The organism is Rheinheimera sp., from assembly GCF_036782235.1.
Taxonomy (GTDB): domain Bacteria; phylum Pseudomonadota; class Gammaproteobacteria; order Enterobacterales; family Alteromonadaceae; genus Pararheinheimera.
In genome coordinates, this window is the sequence record NZ_DAIPZL010000010.1 from 80,690 (window position 1) to 100,412 (window position 19,723).

Annotated in this window: 18 protein-coding genes; 15 read left to right on the top strand and 3 right to left on the bottom strand. The window is 48.6% G+C overall.

The genetic code is table 11. From position 1 onward, the window contains the following. Positions 1–130: 130 nt before the first annotated feature. The 3 genes from dapD to map all read right to left on the bottom strand — a co-directional run bounded on the left by dapD (position 131) and on the right by map (position 4,460). Entirely contained in the window at positions 131–955 is an 825-nt protein-coding gene (gene dapD / locus V7P87_RS12040) for a 2,3,4,5-tetrahydropyridine-2,6-dicarboxylate N-succinyltransferase (protein ID WP_333797645.1), read from the bottom strand. A 9-nt stretch (positions 956–964) separates the two neighbouring features. Further along, the gene (glnD, locus tag V7P87_RS12045) at positions 965–3,589 is read right to left on the bottom strand and encodes a [protein-PII] uridylyltransferase (RefSeq protein WP_333797646.1); all 2,625 of its coding nucleotides are present in this window, start codon (positions 3,587–3,589) and stop codon (positions 965–967) included. 79 nt (positions 3,590–3,668) lie between these two features. Further along, complete coding sequence (gene map, locus V7P87_RS12050) at positions 3,669–4,460, bottom strand: type I methionyl aminopeptidase (protein ID WP_333797647.1); 792 nt, start codon at positions 4,458–4,460, stop codon at positions 3,669–3,671. 249 nt (positions 4,461–4,709) lie between these two features. Between map and rpsB the strand changes: the two genes are divergently transcribed. The 15 genes from rpsB (at position 4,710) to rnhB (ending at position 19,703) form a co-directional block, all read left to right on the top strand. After that, positions 4,710–5,438, top strand: a complete 729-nt coding sequence (gene rpsB, locus V7P87_RS12055) for a 30S ribosomal protein S2 (protein ID WP_333797687.1) — start codon at positions 4,710–4,712, stop codon at positions 5,436–5,438. A gap of 104 nt (positions 5,439–5,542) precedes the next feature. Continuing rightward, positions 5,543–6,415 carry a translation elongation factor Ts gene (tsf, locus tag V7P87_RS12060; protein WP_260657241.1) on the top strand — a complete coding sequence of 291 codons (873 nt, stop codon included), beginning with the start codon at positions 5,543–5,545 and terminating at the stop codon, positions 6,413–6,415. Between the two features lie 294 nt (positions 6,416–6,709). After that, positions 6,710–7,450, top strand: coding sequence for a UMP kinase (pyrH, locus tag V7P87_RS12065; protein ID WP_260657240.1), 741 nt, complete (start codon positions 6,710–6,712; stop codon positions 7,448–7,450). A gap of 63 nt (positions 7,451–7,513) precedes the next feature. Beyond that, positions 7,514–8,071, top strand: coding sequence for a ribosome recycling factor (gene frr / locus V7P87_RS12070; RefSeq protein WP_296299143.1), 558 nt, complete (start codon positions 7,514–7,516; stop codon positions 8,069–8,071). 100 nt (positions 8,072–8,171) lie between these two features. Beyond that, positions 8,172–8,942, top strand: a complete 771-nt coding sequence (gene uppS, locus V7P87_RS12075) for a polyprenyl diphosphate synthase (protein WP_296299141.1) — start codon at positions 8,172–8,174, stop codon at positions 8,940–8,942. 2 nt (positions 8,943–8,944) lie between these two features. After that, positions 8,945–9,805, top strand: coding sequence for a phosphatidate cytidylyltransferase (locus V7P87_RS12080; protein ID WP_333797648.1), 861 nt, complete (start codon positions 8,945–8,947; stop codon positions 9,803–9,805). Continuing rightward, on the top strand, positions 9,805–11,004 hold the full coding sequence (gene ispC, locus V7P87_RS12085) for a 1-deoxy-D-xylulose-5-phosphate reductoisomerase (protein ID WP_333797649.1): 1,200 nt from the start codon (positions 9,805–9,807) through the stop codon (positions 11,002–11,004). The genes V7P87_RS12080 and ispC overlap by 1 nt, the downstream gene beginning before the upstream one ends. Continuing rightward, complete coding sequence (gene rseP, locus V7P87_RS12090; protein WP_333797650.1) at positions 11,001–12,356, top strand: sigma E protease regulator RseP; 1,356 nt, start codon at positions 11,001–11,003, stop codon at positions 12,354–12,356. Before ispC ends, rseP begins: the two co-directional genes overlap by 4 nt. Before the next feature lie 27 nt (positions 12,357–12,383). Further along, positions 12,384–14,876 (top strand): outer membrane protein assembly factor BamA, encoded by a 2,493-nt coding sequence (gene bamA, locus V7P87_RS12095; RefSeq protein ID WP_333797651.1) that lies wholly within the window; start codon positions 12,384–12,386, stop codon positions 14,874–14,876. A gap of 26 nt (positions 14,877–14,902) precedes the next feature. Then, a complete protein-coding gene (locus V7P87_RS12100; RefSeq protein WP_333797652.1) occupies positions 14,903–15,418 on the top strand; it encodes an OmpH family outer membrane protein in 516 nt (171 codons plus the stop codon). Next, complete coding sequence (gene lpxD, locus V7P87_RS12105) at positions 15,418–16,458, top strand: UDP-3-O-(3-hydroxymyristoyl)glucosamine N-acyltransferase (protein ID WP_333797653.1); 1,041 nt, start codon at positions 15,418–15,420, stop codon at positions 16,456–16,458. Before V7P87_RS12100 ends, lpxD begins: the two co-directional genes overlap by 1 nt. Before the next feature lie 50 nt (positions 16,459–16,508). Next, the gene (gene fabZ, locus V7P87_RS12110) at positions 16,509–16,961 is read left to right on the top strand and encodes a 3-hydroxyacyl-ACP dehydratase FabZ (protein ID WP_333797654.1); all 453 of its coding nucleotides are present in this window, start codon (positions 16,509–16,511) and stop codon (positions 16,959–16,961) included. A gap of 2 nt (positions 16,962–16,963) precedes the next feature. After that, positions 16,964–17,734: an acyl-ACP--UDP-N-acetylglucosamine O-acyltransferase gene (gene lpxA, locus V7P87_RS12115; protein WP_333797655.1), complete on the top strand. Its 771-nt coding sequence runs from the start codon at positions 16,964–16,966 to the stop codon at positions 17,732–17,734. 198 nt (positions 17,735–17,932) lie between these two features. Then, positions 17,933–19,081: a lipid-A-disaccharide synthase gene (gene lpxB / locus V7P87_RS12120; RefSeq protein WP_333797656.1), complete on the top strand. Its 1,149-nt coding sequence runs from the start codon at positions 17,933–17,935 to the stop codon at positions 19,079–19,081. Next, complete coding sequence (rnhB, locus tag V7P87_RS12125) at positions 19,074–19,703, top strand: ribonuclease HII (RefSeq protein WP_333797657.1); 630 nt, start codon at positions 19,074–19,076, stop codon at positions 19,701–19,703. Before lpxB ends, rnhB begins: the two co-directional genes overlap by 8 nt. The last annotated feature ends 20 nt before the right edge of the window (positions 19,704–19,723 follow it).

The window sequence follows — 19,723 nt, forward strand, 5'->3', positions numbered from 1 at the left end:
TCTTGAAAGTCCGGCTTAGGCCGGACTTTTTAGTATTGAATACTAGTGTTTATTACCTCATCGGTAATAGCCACTGATAAAGACAAAAGAGCCCGCAGTTGAGTGGGCCGGAAATCATTTGGTACTCCTGTTATTCCACACTACGCAGCAGGGCGTTGATACCTACTTTAGCGCGGGTCTGGGCGTCGACTTTTTTCACAATAATAGCGGCGTACAGACTGTGTGAGCCGTCTTTGCTTGGGATTGAACCCGGTACCACTACAGCACCAGCAGGCACCCGGCCGTAAGTGACTTCACCGGTTTCACGGTCATAAATGCGGGTGGACTGACTGATATAGACACCCATCGACAACACAGCGCCTTCTTCGATAATCACGCCTTCCACCACTTCAGAGCGGGCACCGATAAAACAGTTGTCTTCAATAATGGTTGGATTGGCCTGCAGCGGCTCTAACACACCCCCAATGCCCACACCACCCGATAAATGTACGTTTTTGCCGATTTGGGCGCATGAGCCGACAGTGGCCCAGGTGTCGACCATAGTGCCTTCACCCACATAAGCACCAATATTGACGTAACTTGGCATCAACACCACGTTTTTGCCGATAAAACTGCCTTTACGCACTGCTGCTGGTGGTACAACACGCATACCTTCAGCGACAAAACGCTCGTGCGTGTAACCTGAAAATTTCATCGGCACTTTGTCAAAAAAGGTATTTTCAGCGCCAGCCATCACCTGGTTGTCGTTGATACGAAACGACAATAACACCGCCTTTTTTAACCATTGGTGTGTGACCCATTCACCGGCAATTTTTTCCGCAACCCGTGCCTGACCGCTGTCCAGCAGTGCAATAGCAGCAGCTACTGCGGTTTTTACTTCATCACTGACAGTGGCAGGAGTGATGTTCATTCTGTCTTCGAATGCGCTTTCGATAATGCTTTTTAAATCAGCCATGATGGTGCGTTAGCCCTCTGTTGCATGGGTAAGTTGTTCCACCAGCACGCGGCGCAGCTGACTTTGTTGTTCGCTGCTCAGCGCCTCGTCCTGGCGGGTGGAAATCATAAAAAAGTCTTCGGCACGCTCACCAATGGTGGTGATTTTGGCGGCGTGAATATTAATTTCACACTGGGCAAATACCTGGCCTATATCGGCCAATAAACCCGGCGTGTCTAAAGCGGCCAGCTCCAGCATAGTGCGCTGTTTGTTTTTACCGGGTAAAAACACCACTTTAGGCGGCACATGAAAAGCTTTTAACTGTTTATTCGGTCTGGCTTTATTACGCTCCGGCGGCAGCTGGTTGCTGATATAAGTTTCCAGCGCTTTTTTAATGCTGCTAATGCGCGAAGCCGAAGTGACAGCTGCGCCGTTTTGCTCCAGCACCACAAAGGTATCCATGGCGTAACCATCTTTATTGGTCATGATCTGGGCGTCGTAAATACTGACTTTTTTGCTGTCAAGCGCGGCCACCATCCGGGCAAACAGGTTCGGCTGGTCGGCGGTATAAACAAAGATCTGGGTGCCACCACGCATGGCTGTGGGGCTGATTAACACCAATGGTTTCGTAAAATCAGTATGCTGCAGCAGATGTTCAGTATGCCAGGCAATCAGTCTTGGGTTATAACGGGCAAAATAGTCGGCTTTAAACTTGCTCCACAAGGGGCTGATTTGTGCTTCGCTAAAACCGCTGTCGGCCAATAAACGTAAAGCTTCAGTCTGGTGTTCGCGGATTTGGTCGCGTAAATCCATCGGTTTTTCCAGGCCCCGGCGAAACGCCTTTTGTGTGCCTAAATACAATTCACGCAGTAATGAGCCTTTCCAGTCATTCCAGAGGTTATCGTTGGTGGCGCGGATATCAGCCAAAGTTAAACAATACAGATAGTTCAGCCGGGTTTCGTCGCGCACTTTTTCAGCAAATTCGGCAATAACCGAAGGGTCGTGAATATCGCGGCGCTGTGCTGTCACCGACATCAGCAAATGTTGTTCGACCAGCCAGACAATGAGTTTGGTATCAAACTCGCTGAGTTTATGCAGTTTGCCAAATTCGCGTGCGTCCATAGCGCCTAGATCTGAGTGATCGCCGCCGCGGCCTTTGGCAATGTCATGAAAAATACCGGCTAAATACAAAAGCTCAGGTTTTTCCAGCCGTTTCACGATGTCGGTGCAAAGCGGAAACTCGCTGGCAAACTCGGGCTCGCTGTACCTGTGCAGGTTTTTTAGCACCCTGTGGGTATGTTCATCCACAGTGTAAGCGTGGAATAAATCAAACTGCATCTGGCCCACAATATTGCGCCATTGCGGTAAATACGCGGCCAGAATACCGTGACGGTGCATCAGGGTAATGGCTCTGTCCATGCCCTTGGGGTGGCGCATAATGGCCATAAACAATTGACGACAAGCGGCATAATCCTGCAAATCACCCATCAAACGGCGCCGCACCTGGCGCAGCAGCCGGATGGTTTCAGAGTGAATACCGTCAATCTGGTTGTGATTGGCAATATGCCAGAATAACTTCAGAATATTGTCGCGTCTGGCAAACACCGCTTTGTCGGTGGCGGAAATTAAGTGGCCCTGAATCTCAAAAGAGTCATCCAGCGGTTGCACCTTAAACTTGCTGTGGCTTTTTAAAATGCTGCCTTCAAAGTGTTGCAGCAGCATGTCGTTCAGTTCACTGACCCTTTGTACCGTCAGGAAAAACCTTTTCATCATGCGCTCAACCGAGGTTTTGCCGTCATCACCAAAACCGAGGCGACGGGCAACGGAGGGCTGATAATCAAACAAAATGCGGTTTTCGTTGCGACCCGCTTCTAAATGCAAAGCAAAACGCATTTGCCATAAATAGGCTTCACATTCCATCAGTTCCTGGTATTCATCTTCAGTCAGATACTGATGCGCCACCAGCTCGTGCATGGTGCGGGTACGGAAGTGTTTTTTGGCCACCCAGCCAATGGTCTGAATATCCCGTAAACCACCGGGGTTGGCTTTTAAATTAGGTTCAAGGTTGTAAGCCGTGCCATGGTACTGCGCATGGCGGCCTTGTTGTTCGTGGCGTTTGGCCTGGAAAAAGTCTTTACTGGGCCAGAAGTTATCTTTGCCAACTTCCTGTTGCAGCTCGTTAAATAAGGCGGCATTGCCACAGAGGTAACGCATTTCCATCAGATTGGTGGCAATGGTGATATCGTCGCGGCCAAGGCTTAAAGATTCTTTGATGGTGCGCACGCTGTGGCCTACTTCAAGACGTAAATCCCACAACATGGTAATAAAAAGACCGATATTGTCCTGCTGTGCTTTATTTAACTTGCTGCCGGTCAGGATCAGCAAATCCACATCAGAAAAGGGGTGCAACTCGCCACGGCCATAACCGCCAACGGCAATCAGGCTGAGCTGTGATTGTGAGGATAAATCAAAGTGTAGCCATAAAGCTTGCAGCACTTCGTCAATAAAACGGGCACGGGCGCGCACCAGACTGGCCACAGTGTGGCTGTCGGCGGCAATTTTCAGCCAGTCGAGAAAGTCGCTGAAGTATTTTTTATAGCCGTCGAGGGTAAAGTGGCCCGGTATAGTCTGATCAAAAGCGAGCGCCGTGCTCATAACTTGTTACCCTTGCTGATCGCTGCGGCCAGCTTGTTGAAGCTTCATGGCCGCAGTCCGGTCAGGAGCTGCCGGCGTTTTATTCGGCCGTCAGAATTCTGTCGATAGTGTCATCCTTGCGCAAAGTCAGGATTTCACAGCCCGTGTCTGTCACTACGATAGTGTGTTCAAACTGAGCAGATAAACTACGATCTTTCGTGACAACCGTCCAGCCGTCTTTTAACAATTTGCTGTGGCGATCACCGGCATTGATCATCGGCTCTACCGTTAAACACATGCCGGTTTTGAGTACTTCACCAGTGCCAGGGCGACCATAATGCAATACCTGTGGATCTTCATGAAACACAGCGCCAATGCCGTGGCCACAATATTCACGCACTATCGAATAATTGTGTTTTTCCGCGTGCACCTGAATAGCGTGGCCAATGTCACCTAACCGGCAGCCGTTTTTCACTTTTTTCAGGCCCAGGTACAAACACTCCTGAGTGACACGGATCAGCCGCTCGGCCAGAATACTGGGTTTGCCAATCACAAACATTTTTGAGGTATCACCGTGGTAACCATCTTTAATCACTGTGATATCGATATTGACGATGTCGCCGTCTTTGAGCAGCTTGTCGTCGGCCGGAATACCATGACAAATCACATGGTTAACCGAAGTACAAATGGACTTGGGGAAACCGTGGTAATTCAGTGGAGCAGGGATGGCCTGTTGCACATTGACGATATAGTCATGACAAATCCGGTCCAGTTCGCCGGTGCTGATACCCGCTTTGACATGAGGCTCAATCATTTCAAGCACTTCAGCTGCCAAGCGGCCTGCAACACGCATTTTTTCAATCTGTTCAGGGGTCTTAATGTTCGCCGCCATGCCATCTCTCTCTGCTGCAAAACTACACAATACATTGTGTTTATGGGGCGCCTATGGTATAAAGCGCGCCGCAATTTGGCAAATAGCTTGTGGTTTTTTTCGAAAATACTGCAAATGAAATACCGGATTTGCAAATCAACCTTAATTAAATAACACACATACATCGTCACATAAGCCGGGGTGCCAATGAAAATTGGTCGGATTTATGGGGTGTATGGAGGCCTAACCCCTCAAAAAGGAAATACTCTGATGGCAAAAGTTTCAATGCGCGATATGCTCCAGGCGGGCGTACATTTTGGTCACCAAACCCGTTACTGGAACCCAAAAATGAAGCCATTCATTTTCGGCGCCCGTAACCGCGTTCATATCATCAACCTGGAAAAAACTGTTCCAATGATGAACGACGCTCTGGCTTTCATTCAGTCAGTTGCTGCTAAAAAAGGCAAAATCCTGTTTGTTGGTACCAAGCGCGCAGCTTCAGAAGCGATCAAAGAAGCAGCTCTGCAATCTGATCAGTACTATGTAAACCACCGCTGGTTAGGTGGCATGCTGACTAACTGGAAAACAGTTCGTCAATCTATCAAGCGCCTGAAAGACCTGGAAGCGCAAAGCCAGGACGGTACTTTCGACAAGCTGACTAAAAAAGAAGCTTTAGACCGTACCCGCGAGATGGAAAAGCTGGAGAAGAGCTTAGGCGGTATCAAAGACATGGGCGGCTTGCCTGATGCTCTGTTTGTGATCGACGCAGACCACGAACACATCGCTATCAAAGAAGCAAACAACCTGGGTATCCCAGTTGTTTCTATCGTTGATACCAACTCTGATCCAAAAGGTGTTGACTTTGTTGTCCCAGGTAACGATGACGCTATCCGCGCTATCCAACTGTACCTGAGTGCTATCAACGCAGCTATCGTTGAAGGCCGTGATAAAAACATCGAAGTTCAGGCTGAAGCCGACAACTTCGTTGCAGCTGAGTAATACAGCTGTATGCAGACTGTCATCTGCAGTCTGCAATCACCTTTTAATCTGGACAGGGGCTACGGCCCCTGTTTGTTCAACCTGATTGAAACGAGGAATTTCCCATGGCTGTAACTGCCGGTTTGGTAAAAGAATTACGCGAGCGCACTGGCGCTGGCATGATGGACTGCAAAAAAGCGTTAGAAGAAACTGCAGGTGACATCGAAGGCGCAATCGAATTAATGCGTAAAAACGGTCAGGCCAAAGCTGCCAAGAAAGCTGGCCGTATCGCTGCTGAAGGTACTGTGATCACGCGCGTTGGCGGTGGTTATGCTGTTGCCATCGAATTTAACTGTGAAACAGACTTCGTAGGCCGTGACGCCAGCTTCCTGGCTTTTGCCAACGCTGCTGCTGACCTGGCTCACGCTAACAAACTGTTCACTGTAGAAGAGCTGTCAGCTGCCAAGCTGGGTGATGCTACTGTTGAAGAAGCCCGTGCTGCTCTGGTGACCAAAATTGGTGAAAACATCAATATCCGTCGTATCTCTGTAGCTCAGGGTGACGTGATTGGTCAGTACACGCACTCAGGCCGTATCGGCGTGTTAGTGGTACTGGAAGGCGGTAACGAAGATATCGCGAAAGACGTTGCTATGCACGTTGCTGCCAACAACCCTTCATTCCTGACGCCTGAGTCAGTGCCAGCTGAAGTGGTTGCTAAAGAGCAGGAAATTCAGATCGAAATCGCTATCAACAGCGGCAAGCCAAAAGAAATCGCTGAGAAGATGGTTGCAGGTCGTATGACAAAGTTCACCGGTGAAGTTTCTTTAACTGGTCAGGCTTTTGTTAAGGATCCTAACATCACCACCGGTGACTTCCTGAAGCAACACGGTGCTAAAGCTGTGAGCTTCATTCGTTTAGAAGTAGGCGAAGGCATCGAAAAAGCAGAAACAGACTTTGCTGCTGAAGTAGCTGCACAAATTGCTGCTGCTAAAAAATAATGCGAGCTTTAGCTAATGGCTAAAACCCGCTAAAATAACCGCGACTTTGGCTTTGCCAGTCGCGGTTTTTTTATAATTGAAAGTTGCGAAACCAGAGGTTTCGGCAAAATTGAAGCAAGCGCTCCGGCACAATACCGGTCACGTTTGTCTGAGGCTGCAAAGCCGCTGAGCCTGCACTGCAGCGCTTTAACTGCTGCGGACTGCAGCAGTCACACCAACACAGGTGGGGCTGCCAACAAGGAAACCGCAACCATGTATACAGATGAATTTTCAATCCGGCCTGATGGGGATCTCATGAGCACAAGTCCAAAACCAACCTACAGAAGAATTTTATTAAAACTGAGCGGTGAAGCCCTGATGGGTGATGAAGGCTTTGGTATTGATCCCAAAGTGTTAGACCGCATGGCACAGGAAATTAAAGAGCTGGTTGAATTGGGTGTGCAGGTTGGTATTGTGATTGGCGGTGGCAATATTTTCCGTGGTGAAGGTCTGGCCAAAGCCGGCATGAACCGCGTTGTTGGTGACCACATGGGGATGCTGGCTACTGTGATGAACGGTCTGGCGATGCGCGACGCGCTGCACCGTGCTTTTGTCAACGCCCGTCTGATGAGTGCTTTCCCACTAAACGGCGTGTGTGACAACTACAGCTGGGCAGAAGCCATCAGCTTACTCAAATCTGGCCGGGTGGTTATTTTTTCTGCCGGCACAGGTAACCCATTTTTTACAACAGATTCAGCCGCTTGCTTACGTGGTATTGAAATTGAAGCCGACTGTGTTTTAAAAGCCACCAAAGTTGACGGTGTGTATTCTGCTGATCCGGTGAAAGACCCGGCCGCCACTTTATACAGCCAGCTGACTTATGACGAAGTGCTGGATAAAGAACTGAAAGTGATGGACTTAGCCGCATTTACGCTGGCACGTGATCACAATATGCAAATCCGCGTGTTTAATATGAATAAGCCTGGTGCGTTAAAACGCGTCATTATGGGCGAGAGCGAAGGCACGGTAATCGACCACGCCGAAAATTTGCAGTAAACTAGCCGCCATCCTGCCCGGGCACGGTTCGCTGTGCCCTTTACAACACAAAGGAAGAATCAGGTGATTAACGATATTTTAAAAGACAGTAAAGTCCGGATGGAAAAAAGCGTGGAAGCGCTGAAAAACCAATTATCTAAAATCCGTACCGGCCGCGCCCATCCAAGCCTGCTTGATGGTATTTCGGTGTCTTATTATGGTGCTGACACACCACTGCGTCAGGTTGCCAACGTGTCTTCTGAAGATGCCCGCACTCTGATGATCACTGTATTTGACCGTTCAATGATCCAGGCGGTAGAAAAAGCCATTCTGCAATCAGACCTTGGTTTAAACCCAATTGGTGCCGGTACTTCTATTCGTGTGCCATTGCCACCGCTGACCGAAGAACGTCGTCGCGACCTGGTCAAAGTTGTGCGTGGTGAAGCTGAAGGTGCCCGTGTTGCAGTGCGTAACATTCGCCGTGACGCCAACGCTGATTTAAAAGCGCTGTTAAAAGAAAAAGAAATCAGTGAAGATGATGAACGTCGTGCTGCTGAAGAAATTCAGAAAATCACTGACGTCTGGGTGAAAAAAGTCGACGAAGTACTGGCAGCCAAAGAAAAAGAATTAATGGAAGTTTAATTCCAGCCATTGCTTTGTAAACAAAGCGCCGTGCAGCTCCACTTCGCGGCGCTTTTTTGTTCGGGTAAATTATTTATAACAGCAGATTTGGCAGGCATTGATGACAGAAGAGACACAAGCGTTTAACAGCGCTTTGCCACAACATGTCGGAATTATTATGGATGGTAACGGCCGCTGGGCCGAGCGCCAGGGAAAACCGCGGGTCTGGGGCCATAAAAAGGGCGTTGACGCTGTACGTAAAGCCGTGAGTTTTTGCCGTAAATTAGGCATTCCTTCGCTGACGTTATTTGCATTTTCCAGTGAAAACTGGCGCCGTCCAGAAGATGAAGTCTCCAGTCTGATGCAGTTATTTTTATTTGTGCTGCAACAGGAAGTCAAAGTGCTGCACAAAAATCAGGTGCGGCTGAATATTATTGGTGACTTATCGCGCTTTAGCCCGGGATTGCAAGAAAGTATTGCCAAAGCCCAGGCCTTGACTGCCGGCAACACAGGTTTAACACTGAATGTGGCGGCCAATTATGGCGGGCGCTGGGATATTGCCAATGCGGCGCAGCAACTGGCGCAACAGGTTGAGAGCGGTACCTTAAAAGCTGCTGATATTACCGAACAACTGCTGAGTCAGCATATTCAGATGCACGATCAGCCAGAACTTGATTTAATGATCCGCACCGGCGGCGATATCCGCATCAGCAACTTTTTGCTGTGGCAGGCCGCTTATGCCGAATTATGTTTTCTTGACACCTTATGGCCGGATTTTGACGACCAGGTGTTTGCTGATGCTATTGCCAGTTTTGTCCGCCGTGAGCGCCGTTTTGGTTGCACCGGCGCACAAATCCGTGAGCTGGCTGCAGGCTCCACAGAAGGACAATAAGTTTGTTTAAACAACGTCTGATCACTGCTCTGATCCTGGCGCCCCTGGCGCTTTGTGCAGTGTTTTATTTGCCACCTGTTGGTTTTGCGCTGTTTTTAGGTGCAGCTTTTGTAATTGCCGCCTGGGAATGGGCGGCTTTTTGTGGCTGGAGCAGCCTGGGCCAGAAAGCCAGTTTTGCAACAGGGTCTGCACTTTGGTATCTGATTTGTTATCAGGCCTTACCCCTGAACCTGTATTGGCCTGTACAAAGCAATGGCGCGGCACAGGCGCTGCTCTGGACAGGAATCGGCTGGTGGTTGTTGGCGGTGTTGTTGGTGTTGAGTTTTAGCCGCAGCAAAAATTTATGGCAACACAATAAGTTATTAAAAGCACTGATGGGCTGGTTCACTTTAGTGCCCAGTTTTGCGGCTTTATGGTTGCTGCGTCACGTCAATTACGAACAATCTGCTTTTACCGGTGCCTGGCTGATTTTTGCCTTGTTGGGATTGGTCTGGGCGGCCGATGTCGGCGGTTATCTGGTGGGTAAACCTTTTGGCAAACGCAAACTGATGCCGGACGTGAGCCCTGGCAAAACACTGGAAGGTATGCTGGGTGGGCTGACTTTTGTGATGCTGTTTGTCACTGCAGTGGCTGCCACTATGCAATGGCCGGAAGGTGTACTGTACTGGTATCTGGCTGCCTTATTATTAACTTTACTGTCGGTGTTTGGCGATTTATCCGAAAGTATGTTTAAAAGGGTGGCGGGCCTCAAGGACAGCGGCAGTATTTTCCCGGGTCATGGTGGCATTCTGGACCGCATTGACAGTCTGACGGCAACGGCACCTTTGTTTGCGCTTTTTGTTGCTTTATTAGGTCGGTTTTAATGTCGCGTCAGGTAGTCATTTTAGGTTCGACCGGTTCTATTGGCTGCAGCACCTTAGATGTGATAGCGCAGCATCCGGAACGTTTTGCCGTATTTGCGCTGACCGCCGGGCGGCAGATTGATAAATTATTGCAGCAGTGTCTGCAGTTTAAGCCGCAGTATGCCGCAGTGCTGGATGCGACGGATGCAGCAGCATTACAGCAACAACTCAAAGCTGCTGGCAGTTTAACTCAGGTGCTCTATGGGGCACAGGCTTTTGCCGATCTGGCAGCGCATGTCCAGACCGATATTGTGATGGCCGCTATTGTGGGGGCTGCCGGTTTATTGCCGACGCTTGCCGCAGTGAAGCAGGGTAAAACAGTGCTGCTGGCCAATAAAGAAGCGCTGGTGATGAGCGGTGAGTTGTTTATTAACGCCGTGAAACAACATCAGGCCACCTTGCTGCCAATCGACAGCGAACATAACGCTATTTTCCAGTGTCTGCCTGCAGCTATTCAGCGCAGCTGTTATCAGAGTAATTTAGCCGCTGCCGGTATTGCCAAAATTCTGCTGACTGGCAGTGGTGGTCCGTTCCGGCAAACGCCGCTGACTGACTTTGACGCCATTACACCGGCGCAGGCTGTTGCTCATCCGAACTGGAGTATGGGCCGGAAAATTTCGGTCGACAGCGCCACTATGATGAATAAAGGCCTGGAATTTATCGAAGCCCGCTGGTTATTTAACTGCAGTGCCGACGATATTCAGGTGGTGATCCATCCACAAAGTATTATCCATTCGATGGTGCAATACAGCGACGGCTCTGTGCTGGCGCAGCTCGGCAATCCAGATATGCGCACGCCTATCGCTCATGCGCTGGCCTTCCCGCAGCGTATTGCCAGCAATGTTAAACCTCTGAATTTTTTTGAGGTGGCTGATTTTACCTTCAGCAAGCCAGATCCGGCCCGTTATCCTTGTTTGCAGCTGGCTATTGATGCCTGCCGTCATGGACAGGGCGCAACGACTGCACTAAACGCCGCCAATGAAATTGCGGTTGAAGCTTTTTTACAGGGCCAGATCCGTTTTACCGATATCAGTGTGCTTAATGCCAGAGCGCTCAGTCGTTTTGCCAGCCACAGTGCGCAGTCGCTTGAAGATATTCTGGCGCTTGATCAGGAAGCCCGTCGTTTTACCAGCACTGAGCTTGGGAGTGTATTGTTGTGACCGATTTTATCTGGAATTTATTTGCTTTTGTGCTGGCACTGGGTTTGCTGGTGACAGTGCATGAGTTTGGCCATTTTTGGGTGGCGCGTAAAAACGGCATCCTGGTGAAAAGGTTTTCGATAGGTTTTGGCAAAACCCTGTACAGCTGGCGTGATAAACAAGGCACCGAATTTGTGATAGCGGCCATTCCGCTGGGCGGTTATGTGCGGATGCTCGACGAACGGGTTGACCCTGTGTTGCCGGAGTTTTCAGATTTAGCCTTTAACAATAAAACCGTGCTGCAGCGCATGGCTGTGATTGCGGCTGGTCCTATGGCGAACTTTATTTTTGCCATTCTGGTGCTGGCACTGATGTATATCATTGGGGTGCCGACGTTAAAACCTGTAGTAGCCGATGTAACCCCCAACTCGATAGCAGCTGCAGCGCAGTTACCTGCCAACCAGCAGATTGTCGCTATTAACGATGAAGAAGTGCGTGACTGGCAGGCGGTGAGCCTGATGCTGATTGGCCAGATTGGCCGTGATGCAGTGACTGTTACCGTCAAGCCGCTTGATAGCGACAGCCGCAGTCATTATCAGCTGGATTTAACCCAGTGGCGGTTTGATCCGGATAAAGATTCTATTTTCCAAAGCCTGGGTCTGACCCCCAAACAAGCGATACCGTTGTTGGAAGTGGGCAACTTATCCGAAAACTCAGCGGCAGCCAAAGCAGGCCTGCAGCCGGGGGATAAGTTTATTGCCGCAGCTGCAGTGCAATTAAAGAACTGGAATGAGTTGGTACAAATTATCCAGAATAATCCCGGCAAAGCTGTGCCTATGCTGATTGAGCGTGATGGCAGTACACTGGCGCTGATGGTAACCCCGGAGAGCCGTGAAACCAGTGATGGCTTTCATCAGGGCTTTTTAGGGGTGGCACCAAAGGTGCAACCGCTTGAAGATTCAATGTTTTTTGAGCAGCGTTATGGCCCGGTAGATGCGGTATGGCAGGGGATGGTGCGGACATGGCAGCTGGTACGGCTGAGTTTTTCGATGGTAGAAAAACTGCTGTTTGGCGACGTGTCGGTGAAGCATTTAAGCGGACCAATTTCGATAGCCCAGGGCGCAGGTAACAGTGCCGACCTTGGTTTTATTGCATTTTTATCCTTCCTGGCACTTATTAGTGTGAACCTCGGCGTGGTAAATTTACTGCCGCTGCCTATTTTGGATGGCGGCCATTTAATGTATCTTGTGGTGGAACTTCTCACCGGCAGGCCGGTCTCTGAGAAAGCGCAGGAGACAGGTTTTAAAATCGGAGCCTTCGTTCTGCTGATGTTAATGGGAATTGCGCTGCTCAACGATATTTCTCGTTTGTAATAAACTAATCATAAGTAGTCCAAAACAATGACAATTAAACGATTAGTAGCTGCGATGTTGCTGGCCTCTGCCAGCAACTCGGTGCTCGCTGAACAATCATTTACGGTAAAAGACATTCAGGTAGAAGGCTTACAACGCGTGGCATTAGGCGCGGCCCTGAATAACCTGCCATTTAATATCGGCGATACAGTGTCAGATTACGCGCTGTCTAAAGGCGTAAAGTCGTTATATGCCGCCGGCCATTTTGACGAAATTTCAGTCTACCGTGACGGTCAGACCGTGATTTACCGGGTAAAAGAACGCCCAACTATCAACGCCATTGAATTTAAAGGCAACAAAGACATTAAAGAAGAGCAGTTGAACGACAGTTTGACCAACCAGAAAATTATTGTCGGTGAGCAGCTGGATAAAACCCTGATCCGCGAAATTGAAAACGGTTTAACTGAGTTCTATCACGGTGTGGGTAAATACAACGCAAAAGTTGATGTCAAGCTGACTTATCTGCCGCGTAATCGTGTCAATCTGAAACTGGAATTTAAAGAAGGTGACGCTGCCTCAGTCCGACAGATCAATATAGTTGGTAACGAACTATTTTCTGATCAAGACATCCTGAAAAATACCGAGTCGCTGGTGGATTTACCCTGGTGGCGTTTTATGTCGTCCGACCGTTATCAGAAAGAAACCTTAAAAGGCGATCTGGAAAAAATCCGCAGTTTTTATCTGGACCGTGGTTACCTGCGTTTTGATATCGAAGCCAACACTGTTGCAGTGAGTCCGGATAAAAAATCGGTGTATGTCACCTTGCAGGTAAAAGAAGGTGAACAATACACCATTACCGGCATTGATTTTGTTGGTGATTTGATTGGTCAGGAAGAGTTTATTAACGCTTTGCTGCCACTGAAAAGTGGTCAGTTGTATAACGGTGCTTTGGTCACTTATACCGAAGAGAGTATAGCCAAGTTCCTTGCCAGTTTTGGTTATGCCAACTCGAAAGTGCGTACCAGCACCAATATTAATGACGACACCAAAGAAGTGGCCTTAACCATCAGTGTCGACCCTGGCAAACGGGTTTATGTGAACCGTATTTCTATCAAAGGTAATGCGGCCACCAAGGATGAAGTTATTCGCCGTGAAATCCGCCAGATGGAAGGCGCCTGGTTGTCAAATGACACACTGGAAAAATCCAAGCTTTGGGTGCAGCGTCTGCCTTATATTGAAAAAGTCGACTTTGAAACCAAAGATGTGCCTGGTTCAGACGATAAAGTGGATGTGAACTTTACTATTAAAGAGCGACCGTCTGGTAGCTTTAATGCAGGTGTTTCTTTTGGTAGTTACCAGGGCCTGGCTTTTCAGCTGGGTGTTGAACAACAAAGTTTCTTAGGTACAGGCAACTCTGCTGGTATTAGCTTTAATACCAACAAGTACCAGAAATCTATTAACCTGAGCTATACAGACCCGTATTTTACACTGGATGGTATCAGCCTCGGTGGCTCGGTGTTTTATTCCGACTTTGACGGCAGCAAAGCTGGTCTTGAGGCTTATAACCAGAAGAGTTATGGTGCCGGTGTCAGCTTTGGTTACCCGGTGAATGAATACAGCAGATTAAATTTTGGTGCCAACGTCAGCGTCAATGATATCAGTTATATTCAGGAATTCGACCAGTTACGGCATTTCCGTGCTATGTTGCTGGATCCGGCCAAACCAGACAGCTCTTATGAGTTTACCAACTACGATCTGGCGATTGGCTGGGTACGCAGCACCTTAAACCGGGGGACTTTCCCTACGGAGGGGTTGAGATTGTCCCTCAGTGGCAAAATCACCACGCCAAATTCAGATTTGCAATATTTCAAAACCAATTTTGAAGCTGCAAATTATATTGCATTGAGCAACGACCATAGCTGGTCTTTCTTAAGCAAGCTGGAACTAGGTTATGGTAACGGTTATGGCAGCAAAGATGGTTACGACCACACTTTACCTTTTAACGACAACTTCTATGCCGGTGGTCAGAACTTCCGTGGTTTTGAAAACCGCGTGATAGGCCCACGCGCCGTCTATCGTTTTGTCAACAGTATTCCGGGTTTACCGGATCCTTATGCGATGGGCACAGGGTCTTCATTACCAACTTCACCTGACTTTGACAGCTACAGCATTTCACAACGTTCCTTTGGCGGTAATGCCCAGGCGATCGCTACGCTGGAGCTGATCACACCAACACCGCTGGTCAAAGAAGATTATGCCAACTCTATCCGCACCAGTTTATTTGTGGATGCGGGTAACGTGTGGGACACTGAATTTGACATCAGCAGATACGCCAAATTAAACCAGTATCAGGATCCAAATTATCTGCAAACAGGTTTGCTGGATTATTCAGATGCGGGTATGATTCGGGTCTCTGCGGGTGTAACAGTGCAGTGGATTTCGCCTATGGGCCCCCTGACTTTCAGCCTTGCCAAAATTATCAAAAAATATGATGGCGACGAGCAGGAAAACTTCAGCTTTAATATCGGCACAACGTTTTAAGTATTATTTTGAGGTAAAAGGACATTATGTTTAAGCCAAGCTTTACCAAAACAGCAGTATTACTGGCCAGCGTTCTGATGGCCGGTGCTGTATCTGCAAAAGAAATGAAAGTCGGTTTTGTCAACGTACGCGCTGTGTTCTCTCAGCTGCCACAAGCGACAAAAGTTCAGGAAACTTTAAAAACTGAATTTGGTGCCAAGTTTGCTGAAATGCAAAAGCTGGAAAGTGACCTGAAGTTTAATATTGAAAAATATAAGCGTGACGGCTCAACCATGAGCGAAGCGCAGAAAAAAGAATTACAGGCTGCTATTGAAAAACAACAGCAGCAGTACGAGCCAATGGCACGTTCTTTAGAAGAATCTTACCGTCAGCGTCAAGGTGAAGAAAACAACAAGCTGATGGGCCTGGTGAAAACCGCCATCGACGCTATTGCTGCCAAAGAGCAATACGACGTGATCCTGAACGCTGAAGCTGCAGTGTTTGCTAAACCAGAGTACGATATTTCTTCTGCTGTGGTTGCTCAGGTAAGTAAAGCGAAATAATGTCGGACTACAGTTTGACAGAGCTGGCTGAGCAACTTGGCGCTCAGCTGCATGGAGACGGCGCTGCAATCATCAGCGCCGTTGCCACACTTGAAGAAGCCAGTACTGGTCATATCAGTTTTCTCGCCAATAGCAAATACCGCAAGTTTCTGCAGCAAAGTACAGCCAGCGCCGTGCTGATTAAAGAAGAAGATCTGGAGTTTTGTCCGGTCAGCGCTTTAGTGGTAAAAGACCCTTATGTAGCTTTTGCCAAAGTGGCACAGTTGCTCGATACCACACCTGCGGTTGCCACTGGTGTGCATGCTACAGCCCTGATTGAGCCAGGTGCCAAAGTTGCTGTCAGCGCGCAGATTGGTGCTTATGCGGTGATCAGCAAAAATGCTGAAATCGGCGACAATGTGCAGATAGGTGCCGGCTGTTTTATTGGTGAAGGCACACAAATTGGCGCTGGTACTAAAATCTGGCCCAAAGTGACGCTTTATCATGGCGTGAAAATCGGCGAACGCTGTATTGTACACAGTGGTGCTGTGATTGGTGCCGACGGTTTTGGTTTTGCCAATGAACGTGGCCAGTGGTTAAAGATCCCACAAGTGGGTGGGGTAGTGGTTGGCAATGACACTGAAATTGGTGCCAATACCACCATCGACCGTGGTGCTATGGCCGATACCATCATTGGCTACAATTGTATTATTGATAACCAGGTACAAATAGCCCATAACGCCCAGATTGGTGACCACACCGCTATTGCAGGTTGTACTGTAGTGGCCGGCAGTACCAAAATTGGCCGTTATTGTATTATTGGTGGCGCCTGCGCTATTACCGGTCATATTGAGATTTGTGATGGGGTGCAGATCACTGGTATGTCGATGATCACCAAAGGCATTACCGAAAAAGGAATTTATTCCTCCGGCGTACCGGCCAGTCCGAATCTGGAGTGGCGGAAAAACAACGCCCGTTATCGCCAGCTTGACCAGATGTATCAACGCCTGCGGGACGTTGAACAACAACTGGCCCAATTAAAAGCACAAGACGCAGAATAACACTGCGTTTTGTGTTTTATGTTCAGTTTTAATCAGTCAGAGGGTTCATTTTGACGAATTCATTAAATAGCTTAGAAATTCAGGAAATTATGGCGTTGTTGCCACACCGTTACCCGTTTTTATTAATAGACCGGGTGCTGGATTACAAGCCGGGCGAATATCTGACCGCCATTAAAAACGTCTCTATCAATGAACCTATTTTTACCGGTCATTTTCCGGGTTTCCCGATTTTTCCTGGTGTGCTCATTTTGGAAGCCATGGCGCAGGCCACAGGTATTCTGGGGTTTAAAACCGTGTCAGAGCGTGCGGAAAACGAACTGTATTTGTTTGCCGGTATAGACGAAGCGCGCTTTAAAAAACCTGTGGTACCTGGTGATCAACTGGTACTGGAAGTGAAGTTTTTAAAAGAACGCCGCAATATGTGGAAGTTCTATGGTGAAGCCAAAGTGGATGGCCAGGTTGTCTGTTCAGCTGAACTGATGTGTGCAAGAAGAGAACTCTGATTATGATCCATTCATCCGCTGTCATTGAAGCAGGAGCCCGCATTGGTCACAACGTGCGGATTGGGCCTTTTTGTTATGTAGGTGAAGGTGTCACGCTGGGTGACGATTGTATCCTTGAATCCCATGTGGTGATTAAAGGGCCTTCCACCATTGGTCGTGGCAATCATTTTTTTCAGTTCACCAGTATTGGTGAAGCCTGTCAGGACAAAAAATACAAAAACGAACCGACCGAACTGCATATTGGCGACAACAATATATTCCGTGAAGGTTGTACCGTGCACCGCGGTACCATTCAGGATAAAGGCGTCACCATTATTGGCAGCAATAACCTCTTTATGAATTACACCCATGTGGCGCATGATTGTGTCATTGGCAGCAATGTGATTTTTGCCAATAACGCCTCTACTGCAGGCCATGTGCATGTGGGTGACTGGGTGATTATCGGTGGTATGAGTGGTGTCCATCAGTTCTGCCATATTGGCGCCCACAGTTTTATCGGTGGGGGTTCTATTGTGGTCAAAGACGTGCCGCCTTATGTGATGGCGCATGGCTCGCACGCAGTGCCGCATGGTATTAACAGCGAAGGTTTAAAACGCCGTGGTTTTAGCAGCGACGCAATTCTGGAAATAAAACGCGCTTATAAAGTGTTGTATCGTCAGGGGCTGACGGTCAATGACGCTGTGGCGGCTCTTGCTGAAAAAGCAGAACAATTGCCTGAGATTAAAGTTTTTACTGATTTTATTGTGCAATCGCCGCGCGGTATCATTCGTTAACAGCTGCCCGTTAAAGCCAGTTCTTTACATCCTGATAACCGGCGTCAACAGACGCCGGTTTGTTTTTGCCGCTGGCCTGAGCGGATCGAACAACAGCAAAGCCCTTGAATGTTTTTCCCTTTGTCCACAAAGCAGGGTAAGATCCCGCTTATTTTTCATCAGGTTGCACTGCAGCCTGGCTAACTTCCGGGGTGAACTTTGGACCCAATACTTCAACCGCTAAAAATTGCGCTGATCGCAGGAGAACACTCAGGCGACATTCTGGGCGCTGATCTTATCCGCGCGCTAAAGCTCAGGCTTCCCAACGCAGAATTTTACGGTATTGGCGGTGAACGCATGCGCGCTGAAGGGTTTCAGGCGGTGTTTGATATGGAAGAGCTGGCGGTCATGGGCATAGTGGAAGTGCTGGGCAGGCTGCCAAGGTTATTGCAGGTGCGCCGCGACATTCTGGCGCATTTTAATCTGCACAAACCGGATGTGTTTATTGGCATTGATGCACCGGATTTTAACCTGCCGGTGGAGCTGAAATTAAAACAGGCCGGTATTAAAACCGTACATTATGTCAGCCCTTCGGTCTGGGCCTGGCGGCAAAAGCGAATTTTTAAAATTGCCGCTGCCACCAACATGGTGCTGGCGTTGTTGCCTTTTGAAAAAGCTTTTTATGACCAGCATCAGGTGCCTTGCACCTTTGTTGGCCATACATTGGCTGACCAGATGCCTTTATCACCGGGTAAAACCGCCGAAAAAGTTGCGCTCGGTTTTGCTGCCGATAAGCCGCTGCTGGCCATTATGCCGGGTAGCAGAAGTAATGAAATTAAATTGCTGGCGCCGGATTTTTTACGTGCTGCCGCCAAGCTGCAACAGCAAAATCCTGGGCTGCAGCTGGTGTGTAATATGGTGACCCAGGCCAAAGCCGATATTTTTAATGCCATTTGGGCTGAAACAGCACCCAGTCTCAAGCTGACACTGCTGGTGGGGCAGGCAAGACAAACCTTAACAGCCGCAGATGCGGTGTTTATTGCCTCCGGCACTGCCACTTTAGAAGCGATGCTGGCCAAAACACCGATGGTGGTGGCTTATAAAACCAACTGGCTGACTTATCAAATTGCCAAACGTCTGGTGAAAGTCGATTATTTCAGCCTGCCCAATTTGCTGGCAAAAAAAGCACTGGTGCCGGAGTTTTTGCAGCATGAAGTGACAGAACAACACTTACTCGATGCCATGACTCCGCTGCTGAGCCAACAAGGTGACAACACAAGGGCTGAATTTACGGCTATTCATCAGCAAATTTGTTGTGACGCCAGCGTCAAAGCGGCTGCTGCTGTGGTGGAGCTACTCAATGTCTGATACAAATTTAAATCCGGATTATATAAGACCTGCTGTTCGCTTATTAGCAGGCGTGGATGAAGTCGGTCGTGGTCCGTTGGTGGGTGCTGTGGTGACAGCCGCGGTGATCCTGGATCCGGACAAGCCTATTGCCGGTTTAACAGATTCAAAAAAACTCAGTGAAAAAAAGCGGTTGTTATTAGCAGCTGAAATTCGTGAAAAAGCATTAAGCTGGAGCTTGGGCCGGGCTGAAGTGGAAGAAATTGACGACATCAATATTTTGCATGCCACTATGCTGGCGATGCAAAGGGCGGTGGATGGTCTGCACATTCAGCCAGAGTGGGTGCTGATTGACGGCAACAGAGTGCCGGATGGCTTAAAACACAAAGGCAGTGCTGTGGTAAAAGGCGACAGTCTGGTGCCGGAAATCAGCGCAGCTTCTATTCTGGCCAAAGTGGCGCGTGATGCCGAAATGACACAGTTACACCAGCTCTATCCTGAATATAATTTTGCCGGCCATAAAGGGTATCCAACGGCCGAACATCTGGCCGCTATTGCCAAACACGGTATTCTGGCGGAACATCGGCGCAGTTATAAACCGGTGCGCGACGCCATTGAACGTCAGCATGAAACAGACTTGTAACAGCGTCTGGTGTGCAACAG